We start from the raw sequence: 18,717 nt of genomic DNA, 5'->3' as shown, positions 1-18,717 counted from the left end.
TCGTTTCACCCCCTGTTGTCATTTTCGTAATGCACGAATCGATTGGAATACCGGTAAGTTAGTAAGGTAAAGAACATGATGATAAGGAATAGAATCCAAACCTCCGCAATGCCGTATCCGAACATTTTGCCGTTAAACACATCTCCGTAAATCTTATAGTTGAGCAACATCGTCGAGAAATTGGGACCGCCGTGGGTTAAGACGACGATTTGGGTGAATGCCTGAAAGGAACCGATGATCCCCAATATGAGCTGCAAAAACAATATCGGTGTAATCATAGGCAGGGTCACGCGGGAAAACGTTGTCCAGCCTTTCGCCCCGTCCACCTCCGCGGCTTCATACAAGTCTTGCGGTACGGATTGCAAGCCACTAAGGAATATGATCATCCCCGATCCGACCTGCCATAAGCCCGATAAGATGATGGACAGGAGCGCCGTATTCTCGCTCGTAAGCCAGGGAGCGTCCGGCAGGCCGAACAATCTCAGCACCTGATTGGCCAATCCGTATTGGGGTTGATACATGTATCGCCAGAGCGTTAAGGTCGCCACAGCTGGGATAACCGTCGGTAAGTAAAAGGCAGTCCGGAAAAACTTGATGCCGGGCAGCTTGCGATTGAGCAGCATAGCTAGCGCAAGGCCGAAGATGAGCGAGGCAGGCACATTAAGCAGAACGTAATAGAAGGTTACACGGAGCGACTTCCAAAAAGCTGGATCGACGGTAAACATATAAATAAAATTATCGAGTCCGACAAACTTGGGCTTGTTAATGCCATCCCAATCCGTCAACGCATAGTAAAGCGAGGAAATGAGCGGATAGGCGACGAATACACTGAAGCCGATGATCGAGGGAAGGATGAATAAGTACCCTTTGGTCCATTCAAGGTAAATCCTCTTCCTGGATGCTGTAATCAAACGTTCCGACCACCTTTCCTTATTCAAGCTTCCGATCGAGCCATTTGCAGATAAACTCGCCAAACAGACTGTTCGCCCAAGCGAACCACTCTCTTGTGAACGTCTCTGGCTCATCAGGATGGAAACTTTCGTGTATATAACCTGTGCCGGCGGTAGTGGAAGCTAGCATCCGTACAAGATCATCCTGCTCTGCCAGATCGGTCGATGTCAGCCCTTGGATGATGAGACCGATCGGCCAAACGTGTCCTGCAGGCGTATGCGGACTTCCAACGCCTTGCGCGAATCGACCCGACGAAAAATAAGGGTTATCCGGGCTTAGAACGAAACTTCTCGTATTTCGGTAGACCGAGTCATTCACGTCCCGATACCCAAGATACGGAATAGACAGCAAGCTCGGAACGTTGGCGTCATCCATCAGATTGTAGTTGCCGAATCCGTCGGTTTCGTAAGCATACATCCATCCGTAAACGGGATGCTTGATTTTGCCGTATGTCTCGATGCCGAATTCGACTTCTTCAGATATCATGTAAGCGCTTACACTCAAGCCGTGGTCATGATAAATTTCCTTGGCCAACTGTCCGATATAGCGAAGGATGACGGCGGCAAACATATTCGAAGAGATTAGGAAACCGAACTTGCAGGCATCGTCGCTTGGCCGGAAACCGGACCAGATCATGCCGGTATAATTAGTTCGGGTGCCTCTTCCGCCAAACGCCAGTGTGTCTGAGGGCGGGCAGCCCGTTCTTTCGAAGGAATATCCGGAATCCCGGTCATGCCGCTGTTCGATGCGCATGACTTCGACGATCCGATGAAACATCGCATGTACAGTTTCGCTGAATATCGTCCGGTCCCGAGTCGCTTCCCAATATTCCCTGCACAGTTGAACGGGGTAACACAGTGAATCCAATTCATACTTCCGTTCCCAAACCCAAGGCCCTTTTAGTGTTTGGTCTCCTGAGTGCCCATTTCCATTCGGCTCCTTATTGAATGCGTTTGCGTACGGATCAAGCAGCAGGTATCGGGCCTGCCGTTCAATGACCCCGCGTATCATCCGCCGAACATCCGGATCTTCGGCTGCAAGTTGAACATAAGGACGAACCTGGGCGGACGAATCTCTAAGCCACATAGCCGGGATGTCTCCGGTGATGACGAAGGACGTCCCGTCGTCCAACAGTTCCACTGTCGTTTCCAGCGTATTCGGATAGCATTTCTGAAAAATTTCAGAAAGTCCCGGGTCGATCCGCTGAAGTCGAAGAGCTGTTTCTTCGATTTTCCGATAAACCGCACTATACATAATCCATCTCCTATTCAGATTGTAATCGCTTCCTTTCATGATATTAATATAACATTTGTAATAAAAATATGTCAATATGTTATTTGTTTATATTGTATATATTATATTATATCAACCAAAAGTTTTAATCTCTATTGTCCTCCGAATCAGTTTGTGCTCGACCAGGTGGTGTTCCGGGTGACTTCTCCTGCCCATTTGCCCCTTTCCCCGCACTCTCACGATCCATTCTTCATTCGCAATCATCTCAAGCCCTTTTTTGACGTAATGCGGCTGACGCCGAACTGAGTGGACAAATCACTTTCCGAAGGCATACGATCACCTAGTTTGAGCTTCCCCGCCTTGATTTCATCCAGCAAATGACGATATATCTTCTCGTATAATGTCATGACTTATCAATCATTCATTGGTATAATATTGATATATTAATTACAACATTATTAACTTGTTATTTACAATACTATATTGATTGTTGACAGATTAGTAAGTACGGCTGTATATTTGTTGGCAAATATTTACAACCAACTATAGCTGGACGCGCGATAGCAATGGAGGAATGTTAGTACTTTACACGCTGATTCCATCTGACTTTCATTGGCATATTTCACAACAGGTGCAGACCGGAGCGCCACTTTTGCTATTCCCGATTCGTGTGCCAACGGGAGCGCAGGCCTTCTGGTTCATGTTGAGTTTCCTGTTCGGGTACTGCATCGTATTCTCGTTCAAGTTCTTTATCGGCTTGTTAGCCTTTTCACCGAGGTAGGAGGCTTCAGTATGATAAAACATACCATTCTCGACATTTGCTCGGGAGCATTCGTTCCCCTGTGTCTGTTTCCTCATGGCGTCATAGGGATACTGGAACTGAGGGTGCTCCGTGGCTGGTCTAATCTATCATTATTAATGGTCAAAAAAATACGACTCTATGAGCGGGTTTTTATTTACGTTACTGTATCCTTCTTTTTGACAAAAGTGATTTCTTAGCTCCTCCAATGTATGCTATACCGAGACTGCTCCATGAATAACTCTTCACTTACAATCATTTTCTTCATTGCTTTGCACTGCGCCTACTTTTTCCCCGAGCCATACGCCATTCTGTAGTAACCTTTGTTGCAGTTCTGTAATAGAAACCTCTCGTGAATTCAGAGAAGACTTCAACGCTAAATCTGCAGCCGTTCCAGATGCTTCTCCCATAGCGAAGCAATTGGGCATCACTCGTAGTGATCCTTGCACAACACGATCTGAGGAAGCTGCTCGCCCCGGCACCCACATGTTATCGATTCCTAATGGCAGCAATATTCGGTATGGTACGCCGTGGGATTGACCTGGTGCCAAATGGGTAAACGTCATTTATTGCTTGTTGCCGTTGTCATATGGATATCAATGTAATAAGAATTGCGAGCAATATCATCATGAAATGAGCGTGCTTGCAAATAATCATCCGCCGTGAGCACGTAATCTGAGCACCTCCGGATCGATAGGCACCCAATCTAGTGAATTCGCATAAGCTTGGCGGAAGTCTTCGTTGCAGGACTGCTTCATACGTTCCATCAGCTTCAAGCCAAGACCCCGAATAATAGGCTTTACTTTATCCGTAAACGGGCAAAAAGCTGGGACAAGCGCTACCGTCCCCATCCCCCCCAAGAACCCCCGCTGCTCAATTAATAGTGTCTTCACGCCGCCTGCTGCAGCACTAATGGCAGCCGCAATCCCTGCAGGTCCCTCTCCAATAATGACAACATCCACCTGGTGGGAGACTGGGATTGATTCCGCGGGTATACGCACTTCACCATAACTCACTTTGGTTCCTCCTCTGTTACTTGCCTTCTAGACAAAGACGTACTAAATCATTTACATCTGCAGTTGCGAGACATTCCACCGTATCAGCGGCACCATAATATATTTTCACTTCCCCTGAATCTTCGAGAATCATTCCACCTGGGAAAATGACATGATTACGGAATCCGCCTTCAACCTCATAAGCAGCTTCCGGTACGAGAAGCGGTGAACCTGACATCCCCACGATTCGACTTGGATCCTCCAAATCAAGAAGCATAATACCTGCTGTATATCGTTTCTTCCAGGTTTTCTCCCAACCATTCTTACCACGGGTCGCATCGATATCTACTGCGTGAAAAGTAGTCAACCATCCATTATCTGTCTTGATTGGCGGTGCCCCCGGACCAATTTTGTCATTTGCAAATGGAACTTGTTCAACAGCGAGCACAAGCTTTGAATTACCCCAATAACGTAAATCCGGGGAATCGCTCATCCACATATCGAAGCGATCGATACCATTACGACTGTACACGGGAAACGGCCGTTCTAACCGAACGTAGTGACCGCAAATTTTGTCAGGAAATAGCACCATATTTCGATTATCTGGAACGGACAAGCTGAGTACATCAAACGAGCTAAAATCTTCTGTAGCCGCAATGCCTCCGCGAAGCCCATGCTTTGTATCGACCGCAAAGCACATATAGCATTTGCCGCCGATGACAGTTAATCTGGGGTCATAGACACGAATTACCTCGTCGTCCTCCCAACTCCAGCAAGGAAACGGACTCACGTCCCATTTTACACCGTCGTCACTAAAGGCGAGTCCTAAATTCGTCGTAACATGCGGTAAAATGGTTTGCGTTTCTTCATCCCCGTAATCGTTCCGAAATACCATCACATATTTCCCTTGAAATTTCGCAACGCCTGCATTAAATACCAAAGCTGGATTATAGGGAATATCCTTTGGCGCAAGTATTGGATTTGCAGGATGGCGATGAACCAACATGCTTGACGGTAAAAGACCGTTGTTGTAATTGTTCATTTCATTCCCTCCTTATGGTTTGTATTTATAACCACCAATGGCTCAGCAACAGTATGGGCTTAGATGCTATCCGAAAGGACCTTTAAGGCCTCCTCTTGCTCGCTGTTCAGATGTTTAGCACCACCCGAAACTAATTTCCCGGCAGTATGAAAACCCCGCTACTGAATTCTTGAATCAAGAAATTCATTTCGGTAGTATTCGCCGCTGCTTTCCCGTTACCTGGCATATAAATATTTTGAAACTGGACATTCGTAATTAACGCGCCTTGAACTCCCTGAATCTTCGCGCTACCTTTTCCTTTGTCGTACACTTTAACGTTCCTTACTCTAACATCCGTGATCGGTCCGACCCCAAGTTGATTGCCGTTCACGATAAACATCGTCATCCAAGCACTGTTATCATCATTCATATAGCTGAGATTTTCGACTTCCATATTTTCGAAAAGAATATGTTTTGCTTCAGCTGACCCGTATTTATGATGGATGCCGAAACCAACTGCTGCGTCATAGACAACGCAGTTTCTGAACGTAATATTCTCCTGATTCTGCATGACGCCTTGGCCGATTTTAAATCCATAACAGATCGTCCAAGCCAAGCAATCTTCAAACAAAACATCGACGACAGGTTCAGGCTCGCCCGGCCAGCTTACTTTCCCCGATGCAATATCCGTCGTTTCCTTCCAAGCTTTGGTTGAGAATGGATCGTCAAGTCCGATACCAATCGCACGTTTAATAACGACCTTCTGAGACTCACATACATCGATGCCGTCATTCTCTCCCATATTCAAGCTGTTGAACAATTTTAAATGTACAAAGCTCAATTCCTTGGATCTTATTGTCGTGATGGCCCAGGCGGAAGCGTTGCGGACGGTGATGCCGTCTAATTGAAAGGCTGAGGTCGCGATCGGCACCAGCAAATTGTTGATCATCCCATTGGCAGAGAGTGCTTCTCCATTACCGTCAATCGTTCCTCGCCCATAGATTTTAATATGGCTAGATTGATTGGCTGTCGAAATCCACCAAGTTACAGGCTTGCCAACCGAATCCTTGAACCAATGTTCCTGAAGCTCCGCCATCTGACTTGTGCAGATCAGCACGGAACCTGGCGCCAAATAAACAGCCGTATTGCTCTTAATGACCAGATTGGTAACAAAGTAGGTCCCAGCCGGAACATATACGATTCCTTGAACCCCATTCCCACGCGCTGTACCATACTCACTGGCATCATCCAAAGCTTGTTGAAATGCCATCGTTCTAGCCGCAACTCCGGATTCTGCGGACTCCGGTACAATGCCATACGGTTCGAATCCGATATGAAAAACACCTTCTTCCGTCGGTGACGGCATATCCGTTTCAACTGGATCTGATGCAAGTACGACACGTTTAACCCGGTTGTTGATCCGAATAATCAGATACTCTTCTCGCTCCACTGCAAATGTCATTTTATTTCCTGAAACTACCGGCTTAATGTTCAACTTTTGCGGGCTAATGGTATACGATGTGATCTCGGATTCATCAAGCAAAGTCAGCTCATAAAGCACTTTACCTGACGTTACCGAGAAACCGGCATAATCGTAATCTTTCGTATATGCGGTTATTGGAATGGGAATTCCATTAGCCGATAAGGCATATTCATTGGAACTATGAAAAATTTCCGGTATCGGATAGGGATGCACTTCCGCTATACCCACCGCCCGCAAATCAATCGCATGAACAGATTTTTCGTCCAATTTGTTCCCTCCCCAAACAATCGTTCATAAGACCTATTGATTGTTAATCGTTTTTATAAAGTCCCGGTTGTAAATAATCTTATCAGCGTTGTTTTTAATCCAATCACTATAAAATTGATCGATTTGCTGACCGCCTGATTTTTTCCATAAATCTTGAACATCCGCTAAAGCTTGATCTGTTGTATATTGGCTGCCGCTGACAATGGACTTTTTCCAGATGTCATTAATCGTAGAGGTACTTTTATTGATGACTTGCAGATTGGTAGGCAATCCCGGCCAATTTAGAATTGGGTAGGCGAAGTCATGGGCTGGATTTAAATATGCGGCATCAGCCGTCTTTAGTATTTCTCCGAATTTCATCTCTTCCGGAATTTTCGGATCCAGCTTAACTGTTACTTGTTCCGCTTTCGGCAACGTTCCGATAGAACTCATAATGTGCAAATCCAAAACGCCAACCAACTCTTTTTTGTTCTTTTCCGGGTCGATTGGAGTAGCAACCCCTTCGCTGTTTTTCGTATAATGCACGCCCTCGATCCCGTTTTTCAGTGTCATAATTGTATTTTCCTCTACGAGGAAATCGATATATTTCATGATCGCTTCCGGATCCTTCGCGCTGGCATTAATGCCGCCAGTCATTTGAATCGGCGATTTAAAACCGGGATTAAATTGGCCGAATGGTCCTGCCGGTATGGGTAGGGCAATAACTTCTGCGCCAGGAACATTTTTAAGCAATGATTTATACTCATCCAGCAGAGATGCGTTATCCACACCGCTACTTGCAAAATAGAATCCGAGCTTTCCGCTCACCCAGTCTTTCTTCCCTTTTTCACCGTTCTTGTCCGTCAAGAAATCTTTGTCAACGATGCCTCCGTCAAACAGATCTTTCTGGAACTGCGCAGCAGCTTTCGCTTGTTCTCCGATGTTCGGATTGACAAGCTTGCCGTCCTTCACGGAGCGGCTTGCGTTATTGAAAATGGAATTAATGACGGATTCAGCGGATGCTCCGCCAATGTTCAGCCCAAACGTATCTTTTTGCCCGTTTCCATCCGGGTCATTCTCTCGGAAAGCTTTGGCTGCTTGGAACAACTCTTCAACGTTCTTAGGCGCCTCCAAATGGAGCTTCGTCAACCAATCTTTACGGACTAAAATAAAATCGTTATTTTTCGCGCCAAGAATACGTCCGAACATATACGTTTTGCCGTCATCCTTCTGGCCAAGCATCTTAAGCTGCGGGTACTTTTCCATTAATTTTTTGTACGAAGTGCTATGCTTTGCAATCAAATCGTCCAGTGGCAAAAGCTGCTTTTGAGCATACAGCTGATCAAAGAAACCGCCATCGTATTCCAGAATGAGATCCGGCGCTTCTCCTGATGCAAACATTAAATTTAATTTCTGCACTTGCTCAGAACGAGGAAACGGGACATATTTTACGTCAACCGGACCTTTCTCATTCATCCATTTCGTCCACATATTGTTCGCAACCGTACCTGCTTCCGGCGGAACTTTCCCGCGATCGTACAGCGTTACACTAATGGATCCTCGCTTAGCATTGGTATCCGTTGCTGATGATGCACTGGGCTTATCCCCGGAAGAAGAGCAACCTGCGAGCAGCGTTGTTCCAACTAATAAAGAAGTCAAGCTCAAAGTGGAAATGTTCTTTAATGAATGTTTCATCGAATCCCCTCCAAATAAGTTAATGTGGCACAATCTGATCTTACCTGTATGGCAGTCAATTAGCCTTTAACAGCACCAATCATGACACCTTTAACAAAGTACTTTTGTAAAAAAGGGTATACAACAAGCATCGGAATCAGCATGACGAACACTGCTGCCGCTTTTATCGATTCTGGCGTCACTTGTTGAATATCCTCAGCCTGAATATTATTCATCTCTTGCAGCATGGATTGACTCTGTACCATCTGCTGAACCAAAACGGCTAAATTATATTTCGTCGAATCATGAATAAAGATCATGACGCTCGAGAAGGAATTCCAATATCCAACCCCATAAAACAATGTCAGAGTTGCAATCACCGGCAGTGACAACGGCAGTATGATCCGGAACAATTGCCCCCATTCTCCACACCCGTCAATCTTGGCCGATTCGAGTAGTTCATCTGGAACATTCTCGAAAAATGTTCGCATAATAAGCATGTTGTATGTGCTTATCAGCCCTGGTAGCCATAGCGCCCAATACGAGTTGAGGACTCCAAGGGATTTCAAAAGAAGAAAGGTTGGTATCGTTCCACCACTAAACAGCATGGTGAATACAATAAGCAATGTAAAAGTACGCTTTGCGTAGAAACGCTTTTTAGAAAGCGGGTATGCCGCCATGATCGTAAACGACATGCTTAGCATGACGCCAACGACAGTAATAATGACGCTGTTCATGAAGGCACTGACGATTCTTGTTCCTTCAAACAAAGATTGATATGTTGTAAGGGTCAAACCAACAGGCCATAGGGTAACCCTTCCGGATAAAATGGCATGAGGATCACTTAAGGAAATGGATAAAAGATGTACCAGCGGAAATAAACAGCTTAAGCCTGCTATTGTCAAAAAAATGTAATTCAATCTATAAAACCATTTCTCACCACTTGAAATTCTCATTGAATCCTCCTTCCTACCACAGGCCCCGGTCAAATTTCCTTGCAGCCATATTCGCAGCGAACACCAGTATGAAGCCGACGACAGATTCGAACAATCCCATCGCAGACGTTAAACTGAATTGTCCTCCCTGTATACCAACCTTATAAATATATGTGCTGATAACTTCCGAGACATTATAGACGCCTGCGTTTTGCAGCACATAAACGGAATCAAAGCCTACGCTCATGACATTGCCCATCTGTAAAATGAGAATTAAGATGGCCGTAGAGCTGATTCCCGGCAGCGTCACATACAAGATCTGTTTCCACTTATTCGCTCCATCCAAACTGGACGCCTCATACAGAGACGGATCAATATTCGTAATGGCCGCTAAGAAAATTATCGTGCTGAAGCCGGCTTCTTTCCAAATTCCGGAACCTACAAAGATCGCAATCCATGATATCTCGTTATACAGAAACAAAGTGGTGCTGCCGGTTGTTCGCTCAAGCATCGCATTCACAATGCCTGTCTGTTCAGCAAACAAAGTAATTACGATGCCGCCCACAATGACCCAAGAAAAGAAATGTGGCAAGTAAACAAGTGTCTGCACCCACTTCTTGAACCATTGCTTTCTCACTTCATTTAACAAAATAGCAAGAATAATAGGGGCTGGAAATCCGACAACGATATTCAATACACTGAGTACCAGTGAGTTTCGAATAATACCGAGCGTCTGGGGATTGCTAAACAAAATTTGAAAATTCCGAAATCCGCTCCACGGGCTATGCAGAATTCCCTGAGCAAAATTATAATCCTTAAATGCCATGATGGCTCCAAACATAGGAACATATTTGAAGATAACGTAAAATAACAGTACGGGAACAAATAAGATGAGCAAAGGGATATTATCGTTCAACCTTCGCTTAGCTTCCGCTCTTCGTCGCTCCTTTATTTGGAGACCCGGTGTTCCTTTAGCGGCACTATGCATGATATTCAAATTTCTCCACCACCTTTGGTTGTATATCTTAAACCTGTGTAAGTTTAGAGTATTTTTACGCTCATTCCTTTCGAAGTAAATTGAATTCCTTTCGGGTAGCAACCTGACTATACCGCACAGGAGACAATATCCTCAATCGCGAAGATTCGGCGGATCATCGTTTTTCAAGAATACTGTCCAAATGCCTTATATTCAATTTTCTAAGGATAGACCATTTTCAAAAAATCCGGTCTAAATACACCGAAAACGCCCGCTGCAGCTGCCATTTTAGACAGTTCATCGGGCGTTCTTTTACATTTTTCTATAATCGCCTGGGGTCATTCCAAAGCTTTTTTTGAAGGCTCGGATGAATGTCATCGTGTTCGTATATCCAACCTGAGTGGCGATGTCTTGAACAGAAGAATACGTCTCTGCGAGCAAAGCCTTAGCATATTCCAGACGTACTTGCGACAAATAGTCAACAAATTTAACGCCGATCTCCTCTCTAAACAAGAAGCTCAAATACTTCCCGTTGATACCGAATTCATCCTCAAGATGATTTAACGACAATAGCGGATTCGAATAATGCTCCTCTATGTACTTACGAACGTTTTGCATAATAGCATGATGCTTCCTTGTCTCGCGAAGAGCCAGAATTTGTTGTTCGGCATGAAGCAGGATATCCATCATCTGAGCCTTCATCTCTTCGACTGTTTCCGTCTCTCTTAAGATATTGTTCATTCTCGGATGTACGTCTCTTTTCCAAATGTTCTGGAATTCATCAGGCAGCTCCATCATTTCCCGGTATAAATGGTTAATCAGGTCATTAATAATGTAATGGACTTCGCTATTCACATACATATCATTAAATATTTGTTGAAAGAAGCTTTCAAACTCTTCCTTCCAGCGTGTCTCTCCCATGCGGTAATAGTAAGAAAGCGAACGTATATAAGGGATCAATTTATAAGCTTCACCTTGTTTAATCCCATGAATTTGCGATTGGTAAATGACTTGATTATTACCTTTTACCAGCTTAAAATTCAAAGCCATAAGCGCTTGTTCATACAAATGGGAAATTTGCCCGCTATTCGAAGCGCACTGGCTTACCCCAATCGTTAGGCTAAACTCCAGATTTTTCTGAACCCACTCCATCATCCGGCTGCAAATGAGCTCAATATCTGTTCCAGACTGTTCAAGATCGGATTGGCTCAAGAATATAATACTTAATCGGTTGCTTTCCAACCATTCCGCCCATATCTCAATAGGATAAGGATCTATAATTTCTTTAAGAACTTTGTTAATGACAAATTTCCATAAATATTGGTCACGCTTGGAATAACTCTGGCCAAATTCCGCATAGCGATCTATTTCAATGATGGTTGAACACAAAGAAGCGAATCCCGAAGAAAGCCGCAAATTGGCCATCTCCTGCTCCCATTCGACATCCTGCAGAATGACCCTGCCATCGGTCACTTCCCTTAACAAATGGCGACTTTTTAAAGTAAGCCCTTCCTCTTGCTCCCTCTCGTATTCTGCTACCCGCTCGAATAAGTTCTCAATTGCAGTTTCAATAAACTTAAACTCATCCACGGATTCTTCTTGAAAAAGATGATCCTTTGGGGACGATGAAAGCCTCGTGATCCGCCCAAGAATAGATTGAATCGGCTTATAATTGCTGCGCGCCGTATATATAATCCAAAGCGTTCCAAATATTAACACTAAAACTCCAATGCTGAAATATAGGTAAAGAACCCATGAACTGAACTGATACAACGTTCCATCCTTAATCCCGGTAAGGAGCTTCCATCCCGTATAGTCTGAAGTATAGGCATGCAGTTGCTTACTCTCCTTTATATTCTGTGCCTCATAGATATACCTGCCGTCTGTGCCTATAAAATTGGCATAGCTTACATTAGAAGTCGATGACATTTCATTTACGAGCTGCTCAATCGCTTTAACCTTCACATTGACAACGATAATCCCCAAATCTCCTAAGGGAGGTGCAACTCTGCTGGCAAATGTGATCACTTTATTCGTCGGTTCTGCAAACTTGGTCTCTTGGTAATCTCGAACGTTTGACCATTTCGGACCCTTGGTTGGATCTTTAAACTGGTCTAGAATGAATGCTTTATCGACGAACTGTTGGAGTGGTGAGAACATATTCTCCGACAGCACCTTATCATCACTTTTGCGATAAAGGTAAATCGAATCGATCATGGAATTCACTTTTAATTTCGTTAACTCATTTGAAGCTTGATATCTCCAAAAATAACTCTCAGGGGACTCATCCCCATTAAAGTATTTTTTGATATTCTCGTTATTCAACACTGCGTTTAACACGAGGAGTTCCGTAGTCTTTAAATTATAATCAACGACTTGTTGGACATGCTTCGCAAACACACTGTTAGCGCTTACGATAGCATTCTTCGACAATTGCGCGATGGATAGAAACATCACCGATAAAAGAACAAATGTAAGCATAAAGAACGCCGGCAAATACGAAATAATTTGCCTTTTCATCCACTGTCGAGTCATATCTGTCCTCCATTAGACCATTTAAAAACAATCTTATTGTCCTATGATTCTATTATAGTGTCCTTACATGAATTTTAAGGTCAAATATGTTTCAAGGTCAACGTCTAAAGAGGTCCTGGATATGACCGAGAAAGAGATTACAGCAATAATCCAAGGCCTTACAGGACGCAGCAGATCTGCTTTATGGTGTTCGGAGCACGCTCAAATCTTAGTAGCTCCAGCCATAAAGAGGAAAAATATAGGTTTCCTTACCGTGCTATGCGGGAGCTTCTTTCCCCTGCCCTTTTTTAAGTATACCACCTTATGAATTGACCATTAATAATTAAATATTGACAAGCTATTAGCTGGAATAGCGTAACGAGGCTGCCGATCGATCCCACGGCAGCCTCGTTAGAGTTATTAATTATTTCATTTCCGTTTCCTATATGGAGTAATCATTACTCCAATATCAGATCTAAGCTTAAAATATCATCAATAGGAATCCAATCAAATCCTTGTTCATGTGAAAGTTTGACTCTTCTCAACTCTTGGTCAATTTTAGTTATTAATCCAGATATCTCTTGATCACCGGTTTCGTCAAAAAGCTTTATTAACACAAACTGTTGACCTATAAGAGCTTCAGACATCACTTTTGCTATTTTCTTATTTTCATGATTCATTTTCTCCACTCCACAAGAAGAACGTTTGTTTGTTCCCATTATACTTCAGACATGAAATCTAGTAAATAATCAGAGTCTTGTACAAGTTTTCCAAAATAAAAATCTGCCCCAAGCTTTGCCTGAGGCAGATTTTTATTAACCTGTCAAAAGATAATTTTAACTTAAAACTTAGACAGCTACCGCTTCGCCTTATAAAACTCATGATACAGCTTCATGAGCGCCCGCTTCTCAATCCGCGACACATACGAGCGGCTAATGCCGAGCTCCTTCGCAATCTCCCGCTGCGTACGCTCTTCTCCGCCTAATTCCAACCCAAACCGCCCAACGACGACTTCCTTCTCACGATCATCCAGTATATCTAAATTTTTATAAATCTTCGACTTCTCAATCTTTAACTGCACCTTATCCACGACATCGTCGGCTTCCGTTCCAAGGATGTCAATCAACGTAATCTCATTCCCCTCTTTATCCGTACCGATCGGATCGTGCAACGACACATCCTTGCGTGTTTTCTTCAGCGAGCGCAGATGCATCAGGATCTCGTTCTCGATACAACGAGCCGCAAACGTCGCTAGCTTCGTCCCCTTGTTCGGCGAGAACGATTCGATCGCTTTGATCAAGCCAATCGTGCCGATCGAGATCAGATCCTCCAGATCTTCACCTGTGTTGTCGAATTTCTTGACATTGTGGACACGAAGCAAGGTAAATTGTATCAATAAAAATGCCCCTTAAATCAACACAAGACTGCTACACGGCAGCCTTATGTTATATTGATATGTCTTTTATTGAATAAAACTCACTTCAGATAGTTGGTGTTCAATTTTCAAGGCCCAACTGATTTTTTATCATTACAGCATTCGCCGAACGATGATCGATATACGGACCACCTGCAGATGAAAAGCCGATTAGCTCTTTTATAAACAATCCCGAACAGCCGATGTTTATCCAATTATCCATAAAAGATTCAAATGACTTCCCTAATCTCCTGCCATAAGAATCATTGTCATGTGGTAAGTATACGATTTCTCCTATATTATATTTCATGTCAACTCCAATACAATCCCCCATCCCATTGAGGGCAAAAATTAATGAATTTGACCATAATTTATATTCCTCATTTTCATCGAGGAATTCATTATCCTCTCGGTAATGATCAAACTCGACTAACTTGTCTAAGTTCCATAACCCATAGTCAAAAAAACCACCACCTGCAATGATACCATTAGATGTTCTCGCGGCTTTACTTTCTTCAATACCCCAATAAAAATAAACTTTACTAGAGTATTCGAGAAGCACCTTTCTAAATGACACAGGCAACTTATATTTGAGTTGTTTTTCCACTTGTAGAATTTCATTTTCAGTAGCAGGTGGATCGATTGAGAGTGCAGACCTACCACCTCTACCGATGATAGACGAATAAGTTAATTGTAATTTGTGAGACCACTCATTATAAATGTAATTCGTTTCCTGATCATTATGAAGGTTTTCTGATTGAGGGGGTTGATATACATCACCTTCAAAACGAACCCAATAAGGTAACTCTTGAAGGTCTACAGGGAGTTCTTTTTCCAAGTGATTAAAGTCATCGAGAAAAGCACTACCTTTATCTGTAACCTCAAAAGAATCGTGGATTCCTGTTTTCTTAACTTTGATGTAACCATTAGCTTCAGCGACCTTTAAAAAATCTCTAAGCTCATATTCCTTCATTTTATATAATTCATGATTCAAAAATTGTTTGTCTAATATCCTCTTTAATACACTGAATAAAAATCTCATAGCGGAAAACCTCGGTTTATTATCCTTTAATGGAATAATTCGGTTTACAACTACCGCCCAATATTATAAAATATTACCATATAATAGAAAAGTAGGGTAGCTGTTAAATCTATTTTATTCTATTAATGGAGGGATTTTTAAGTCAAACTAAAGTTCAAATCCCGAAAATGGTAATGTTAATGATCATAAGATAGTAGTAAAAGACAGAAATGAATTAATTCAATTAAAAATTCAACTAATGATGGCATTACCACATATGACATCATCAAAGTAAACAAAAACACAGTTATCCCAACTCAAATAAGCCTCTCAGGGTTTGAACCAACTGAGAGAGTAAGAATTACACATGAAAATATAACACAAGATTTTTACTTAAGTTACAAAGCAACTTATGTTACCCCAGCAGAGAATGAAGTTCATCCGCAATTTGTAGAGACCGTTTTCGATGTTGGTAATTTTGCGCTTTCTCTGTACGAATATAATCAAAACCCTAGCTTTTGGACTGGCTTTTGGTTAGTTGTAGATGGAGCTTCCGTTGTATTACCCGGTGTACCGTCTATTAGTGGTGTTAAGAGGATGATTGAAGCAAGTGACATTCTAAAAATGTCACTTGAAAAAGGCGTGCAAAAATACGGTCAACTTCAAAACGTATCCCCTCCGCCTAACTGGAATGGTAATGGTTGGGAAAGACATCATATATTCGAGCAGCGGTGGGCAGACAAATTTGGAACCACGAGCTACTCGATGCTTGCCATGTTCGTACCAAAAGATATTCATAACAATATTTCCAATAAATTAACACAGAAGCTCCCCAGCAAATGGACCTCATGGATGTACACAAAGGATCAGATCATTGACCTTCATATTGAAGCATACAGAGAACTATATGCAGAATCTGGGTATGATGAATTTTATGAATTTATATATGAGTTCTCTAAAACACGACAACATACTGGAAGATAGTTTGCAAATTCAACAATTAGTCAAGCTGTTAAAAAAACCGCCATTTTAGGCGGTTTTTTTAACGGGCACCCCAAATATCTTCGAGGTCCCGGTCTTTTTTATATTCCAATTATACAACTTCAATTAACCGCCCATCCCGAACATGCATAATTCGTTTCGCCCGTCTAGCAATCAATGGATTATGTGAAATCAAGATGATCGTCCTGCCTTGTTCATTTAATCTTTTGAAAATGCATTGAAGACCAAATTATCGCCTTATATGCCAAGGGAGTTAGCACTAGGGATATTCAAGATCGAAGAAGCCTGGGGAACGAAGTACCCGCTTATCCTTCGTTCTTGGCGCAATAACTGGGATGGGCTGGTTACCTTTTTTAAGTATCCTCCAGAGATTCGCAAGCTTATTTACACAACCAACATTATTGAAAGCTACCATCGTCAGCTTCGAAAGGTAACCAAAGGAAAGAGCATCTTCCCCACGGACGAAGCTCTCTTAAAGATGCTCTATCTGGCCACCATGGACGTCAGTCGAAAATGGACAGGCCGCGTCCAAAACTGAGGGCAAATGCTACTCCAGCTATCTGTTTTCTACCCAGATCGCATCGGCCCGCATCTGCGCTGAAAATTTTTCTCCCCTCCGGGGAGAAAAATTTAAAATGAGTTTACACAAAAGAATTGACAGACCCTTGTTGGTTTTTCAGAAGTCTTTCCACAATCATCAATTTAGGATCTTATCCAATCAAGAAACAGGTTTTTATTTTTTAATCCTATAAGGATATTTCATGTTTGTGCTTACTTCACTAATAAACGTTGACCCCAGTAACAGGAGAGCACCTAATATTTGAATTAATGTCATCCTTTCGCCTATCACAAGAGCTGAAATCAATAATGATGTTAGAGGATCTAGATAACTTAATATAGCGATGCTTTGACCTTCTAGCCCTTTCATTCCTGAAAAGAATAGGTAGAATCCCACCCCTGCGTGCAGGATACCCAATATCAAAATAAGGATAACGGAATTGCTTGATATCTGATATAATCCTAATTTCTCTTCAGTAATAAAAAGGTAAGGAATTAACAATACCGAGGATAATAATAATTGTGTGAATGTGATTTCTAGTCCATTCATGTTTCTAATAAATTTATTGGTCAATGTCAGGATCGCATAGAAAGTTGCCGCAATAAGTCCATAGACGATACCAAGCAAATGATTGTTGTGTTCACCACTTCTGTCGCTCTGCAAAATTATAATCAACCCGAAAAGGGCTGCACAGACACATAAAACTTTTTTGAGCGATAGTTTTTCTTTAAGCACAATAGGTGACATCACTATAACCAAAACAGGAGCAAAATAGTAGCTTAAAGCGGCATTTGCGATTGTCGTTTCCTTATAAGACTGAAAGAGAAAGATCCAATTTCCACTCAAGGCGATGCTTGCGATTAACAATGCAAAAGCATTCTTTTTTATGTTATGCCAAGATACTTTATTCTTGGTTAAGATGCAGATGACGAACAATAAAAAACTACCAATCAGACTCATAAATAAAGCTATTTCACTTGAGCTCAATTCAATATACTTTGCAAAAATTCCAACTGCACCAAAGATTATCATAGAAAAGACAAAATAAATTTTTTCTTTCAATTTTTTTCCTGCTTTCTACTAATATGATGGTGAGACCAATGAGAGTAGTCTTCCCCTTGCATACAGTAGAATCTATGGAAAAGGACCAACAAAATTCATGTAGTTACCTTGACAGTAGATTCTACTGTTGTGGTACTACCGGTGGTGCAATAAAATTATACATCTATATTCCTCCTTCATGTTTGACCGATGGATGCATGGCTCAAGGCTACATCTTAGTACCCAACTTGGATTGGGTAAACACGGCCACATACTTTACTTCGCTCGTAATAGGACTTATGGTGTGCTTTTCTATCGAATCGAAATACAGACTGTCTCCCGGACCCAAGGTATATTCTACGTTTCCGACTTTATATTTCATTTGTCCCTCGAGAATAAATATAAACTCTTCACCATTGTGACTGAAAATATGTCTGCTGTCTTGTTCATCTTTCCTTGAGACAAATAGAAACGGCTGCATAAGCTTGTCTCCGCGCTCAACGGCAAAAGCGAAAAAGGAATAGCCTTTTTCCGTTTTCACTAATTTGGATTGGCTTTTTTCTTTCGTTGTATAAATCGTGCCTGATTGCTGTTGATCATCCAAAAGAATCGAAACTGTAGTTCCTAATGCGTCGGCGATCTTGATCAGGGTTGATATGGGCGGCATCGTCTTCCCGTTTTCTATTTTGGACAACAAGCTTTTAGAAAACCCGCAAATATCGGCAATCTCTTTCAAATTCCAATTTTGTTCTTTCCGCAGCTTCTTAATTTTATCCCCAAGTTCCATCTTCAGAGATCTCCTATTTCATATTGTTCAACTATGTTTATCATAACTATACACTGTGTAATCGTC

At 42.4% G+C, this 18,717-nt stretch carries 19 protein-coding genes and 1 pseudogene; 3 read left to right on the top strand and 17 right to left on the bottom strand.

Annotated elements, in window-relative coordinates; genetic code table 11:
• Positions 1 to 5: 5 nt before the first annotated feature.
• The 3 genes from ICC18_RS17275 to ICC18_RS34785 form a co-directional block, all read right to left on the bottom strand.
• Entirely contained in the window at positions 6 to 911 is a 906-nt protein-coding gene (locus ICC18_RS17275) for a carbohydrate ABC transporter permease (RefSeq protein WP_223192631.1), read from the bottom strand.
• 19 nt (positions 912 to 930) lie between these two features.
• Positions 931 to 2,205 carry a glycoside hydrolase family 125 protein gene (locus ICC18_RS17270; RefSeq protein WP_188175676.1) on the bottom strand — a complete coding sequence of 425 codons (1,275 nt, stop codon included), beginning with the start codon at positions 2,203 to 2,205 and terminating at the stop codon, positions 931 to 933.
• Between the two features lie 239 nt (positions 2,206 to 2,444).
• A complete protein-coding gene (locus ICC18_RS34785) occupies positions 2,445 to 2,591 on the bottom strand; it encodes a winged helix-turn-helix domain-containing protein (RefSeq protein ID WP_188175675.1) in 147 nt (48 codons plus the stop codon).
• A 167-nt stretch (positions 2,592 to 2,758) separates the two neighbouring features.
• Here ICC18_RS34785 and ICC18_RS17260 point away from each other — a divergent pair, with 167 nt between their 5' ends.
• The gene (locus tag ICC18_RS17260) at positions 2,759 to 2,965 is read left to right on the top strand and encodes a hypothetical protein (RefSeq protein ID WP_188175674.1); all 207 of its coding nucleotides are present in this window, start codon (positions 2,759 to 2,761) and stop codon (positions 2,963 to 2,965) included.
• A 263-nt stretch (positions 2,966 to 3,228) separates the two neighbouring features.
• On the opposite strand, the gene ICC18_RS35005 is transcribed toward ICC18_RS17260, so the two are convergent.
• The 12 genes from ICC18_RS35005 to ICC18_RS17210 all read right to left on the bottom strand — a co-directional run bounded on the left by ICC18_RS35005 (position 3,229) and on the right by ICC18_RS17210 (position 15,283).
• Positions 3,229 to 3,549 carry an FAD-dependent oxidoreductase gene (locus ICC18_RS35005; RefSeq protein ID WP_312029544.1) on the bottom strand — a complete coding sequence of 107 codons (321 nt, stop codon included), beginning with the start codon at positions 3,547 to 3,549 and terminating at the stop codon, positions 3,229 to 3,231.
• Positions 3,546 to 3,653: an FAD-dependent oxidoreductase gene (locus tag ICC18_RS35000; RefSeq protein WP_312029543.1), complete on the bottom strand. Its 108-nt coding sequence runs from the start codon at positions 3,651 to 3,653 to the stop codon at positions 3,546 to 3,548. The genes ICC18_RS35005 and ICC18_RS35000 overlap by 4 nt, the downstream gene beginning before the upstream one ends.
• Positions 3,637 to 3,999 carry an FAD-dependent oxidoreductase gene (locus tag ICC18_RS34995; protein ID WP_312029542.1) on the bottom strand — a complete coding sequence of 121 codons (363 nt, stop codon included), beginning with the start codon at positions 3,997 to 3,999 and terminating at the stop codon, positions 3,637 to 3,639. The genes ICC18_RS35000 and ICC18_RS34995 overlap by 17 nt, the downstream gene beginning before the upstream one ends.
• Before the next feature lie 16 nt (positions 4,000 to 4,015).
• Positions 4,016 to 5,020, bottom strand: a complete 1,005-nt coding sequence (locus ICC18_RS17250) for a glycoside hydrolase family 130 protein (protein ID WP_188175673.1) — start codon at positions 5,018 to 5,020, stop codon at positions 4,016 to 4,018.
• Between the two features lie 130 nt (positions 5,021 to 5,150).
• Positions 5,151 to 6,749, bottom strand: a complete 1,599-nt coding sequence (locus tag ICC18_RS17245) for a glycosyl hydrolase family 28 protein (RefSeq protein WP_188175672.1) — start codon at positions 6,747 to 6,749, stop codon at positions 5,151 to 5,153.
• Positions 6,750 to 6,782: 33 nt separating this feature from the next.
• Positions 6,783 to 8,423 (bottom strand): extracellular solute-binding protein, encoded by a 1,641-nt coding sequence (locus ICC18_RS17240; protein ID WP_188175671.1) that lies wholly within the window; start codon positions 8,421 to 8,423, stop codon positions 6,783 to 6,785.
• A gap of 59 nt (positions 8,424 to 8,482) precedes the next feature.
• Positions 8,483 to 9,358 carry a carbohydrate ABC transporter permease gene (locus tag ICC18_RS17235; protein WP_188175670.1) on the bottom strand — a complete coding sequence of 292 codons (876 nt, stop codon included), beginning with the start codon at positions 9,356 to 9,358 and terminating at the stop codon, positions 8,483 to 8,485.
• Between the two features lie 13 nt (positions 9,359 to 9,371).
• The gene (locus tag ICC18_RS17230; RefSeq protein ID WP_188175729.1) at positions 9,372 to 10,325 is read right to left on the bottom strand and encodes an ABC transporter permease; all 954 of its coding nucleotides are present in this window, start codon (positions 10,323 to 10,325) and stop codon (positions 9,372 to 9,374) included.
• A 300-nt stretch (positions 10,326 to 10,625) separates the two neighbouring features.
• Positions 10,626 to 12,848, bottom strand: coding sequence for a helix-turn-helix domain-containing protein (locus tag ICC18_RS17225; RefSeq protein ID WP_188175669.1), 2,223 nt, complete (start codon positions 12,846 to 12,848; stop codon positions 10,626 to 10,628).
• A gap of 437 nt (positions 12,849 to 13,285) precedes the next feature.
• Positions 13,286 to 13,507 carry a YolD-like family protein gene (locus ICC18_RS17220; protein WP_188175668.1) on the bottom strand — a complete coding sequence of 74 codons (222 nt, stop codon included), beginning with the start codon at positions 13,505 to 13,507 and terminating at the stop codon, positions 13,286 to 13,288.
• Positions 13,508 to 13,683: 176 nt separating this feature from the next.
• Positions 13,684 to 14,223, bottom strand: coding sequence for an RNA polymerase sporulation sigma factor SigK (sigK, locus tag ICC18_RS17215; protein ID WP_188175667.1), 540 nt, complete (start codon positions 14,221 to 14,223; stop codon positions 13,684 to 13,686).
• Between the two features lie 100 nt (positions 14,224 to 14,323).
• Positions 14,324 to 15,283, bottom strand: a complete 960-nt coding sequence (locus ICC18_RS17210) for an SMI1/KNR4 family protein (RefSeq protein ID WP_188175666.1) — start codon at positions 15,281 to 15,283, stop codon at positions 14,324 to 14,326.
• Between the two features lie 576 nt (positions 15,284 to 15,859).
• Here ICC18_RS17210 and ICC18_RS17205 point away from each other — a divergent pair.
• Positions 15,860 to 16,246: a hypothetical protein gene (locus ICC18_RS17205; RefSeq protein ID WP_188175665.1), complete on the top strand. Its 387-nt coding sequence runs from the start codon at positions 15,860 to 15,862 to the stop codon at positions 16,244 to 16,246.
• 289 nt (positions 16,247 to 16,535) lie between these two features.
• Positions 16,536 to 16,865 (top strand): annotated as a pseudogene (locus ICC18_RS17200) (transposase); the annotation flags it as partial.
• A 132-nt stretch (positions 16,866 to 16,997) separates the two neighbouring features.
• On the opposite strand, the gene ICC18_RS17195 reads toward ICC18_RS17200, so the two are convergent.
• Complete coding sequence (locus ICC18_RS17195; RefSeq protein ID WP_188175664.1) at positions 16,998 to 17,885, bottom strand: DMT family transporter; 888 nt, start codon at positions 17,883 to 17,885, stop codon at positions 16,998 to 17,000.
• Positions 17,886 to 18,093: 208 nt separating this feature from the next.
• Positions 18,094 to 18,651: a helix-turn-helix domain-containing protein gene (locus ICC18_RS17190; protein ID WP_188175663.1), complete on the bottom strand. Its 558-nt coding sequence runs from the start codon at positions 18,649 to 18,651 to the stop codon at positions 18,094 to 18,096.
• Positions 18,652 to 18,717: the final 66 nt, after the last annotated feature.

The organism is Paenibacillus sedimenti, assembly GCF_014534655.1.
In the GTDB taxonomy this organism is placed as follows: domain Bacteria; phylum Bacillota; class Bacilli; order Paenibacillales; family NBRC-103111; genus Paenibacillus_E; species Paenibacillus_E sedimenti.
This window is presented reverse-complemented; position numbering and strand designations above follow the sequence as displayed.

What these genes read in the sequence shown, in the direction of transcription:
- ICC18_RS17210 (WP_188175666.1), bottom strand. Translation starts at nt 15,283, where the DNA reads ATGAGATTTTTATTCAGTGTATTAAAGAGGATATTAGACAAACAATTT.
- ICC18_RS17270 (WP_188175676.1), bottom strand. Translation starts at nt 2,205, where the DNA reads ATGTATAGTGCGGTTTATCGGAAAATCGAAGAAACAGCTCTTCGACTT.
- ICC18_RS35005 (WP_312029544.1), bottom strand. Translation starts at nt 3,549, where the DNA reads ATGACGTTTACCCATTTGGCACCAGGTCAATCCCACGGCGTACCATAC.
- ICC18_RS17235 (WP_188175670.1), bottom strand. Translation starts at nt 9,358, where the DNA reads ATGAGAATTTCAAGTGGTGAGAAATGGTTTTATAGATTGAATTACATT.
- ICC18_RS17190 (WP_188175663.1), bottom strand. Translation starts at nt 18,651, where the DNA reads ATGGAACTTGGGGATAAAATTAAGAAGCTGCGGAAAGAACAAAATTGG.
- ICC18_RS17250 (WP_188175673.1), bottom strand. Translation starts at nt 5,020, where the DNA reads ATGAACAATTACAACAACGGTCTTTTACCGTCAAGCATGTTGGTTCAT.
- ICC18_RS34785 (WP_188175675.1), bottom strand. Translation starts at nt 2,591, where the DNA reads ATGACATTATACGAGAAGATATATCGTCATTTGCTGGATGAAATCAAG.
- ICC18_RS17240 (WP_188175671.1), bottom strand. Translation starts at nt 8,423, where the DNA reads ATGAAACATTCATTAAAGAACATTTCCACTTTGAGCTTGACTTCTTTA.
- ICC18_RS17205 (WP_188175665.1), top strand. Translation starts at nt 15,860, where the DNA reads ATGATTGAAGCAAGTGACATTCTAAAAATGTCACTTGAAAAAGGCGTG.
- ICC18_RS17260 (WP_188175674.1), top strand. Translation starts at nt 2,759, where the DNA reads ATGTTAGTACTTTACACGCTGATTCCATCTGACTTTCATTGGCATATT.
- ICC18_RS17220 (WP_188175668.1), bottom strand. Translation starts at nt 13,507, where the DNA reads ATGAATCATGAAAATAAGAAAATAGCAAAAGTGATGTCTGAAGCTCTT.
- ICC18_RS17230 (WP_188175729.1), bottom strand. Translation starts at nt 10,325, where the DNA reads ATGCATAGTGCCGCTAAAGGAACACCGGGTCTCCAAATAAAGGAGCGA.
- ICC18_RS17225 (WP_188175669.1), bottom strand. Translation starts at nt 12,848, where the DNA reads ATGACTCGACAGTGGATGAAAAGGCAAATTATTTCGTATTTGCCGGCG.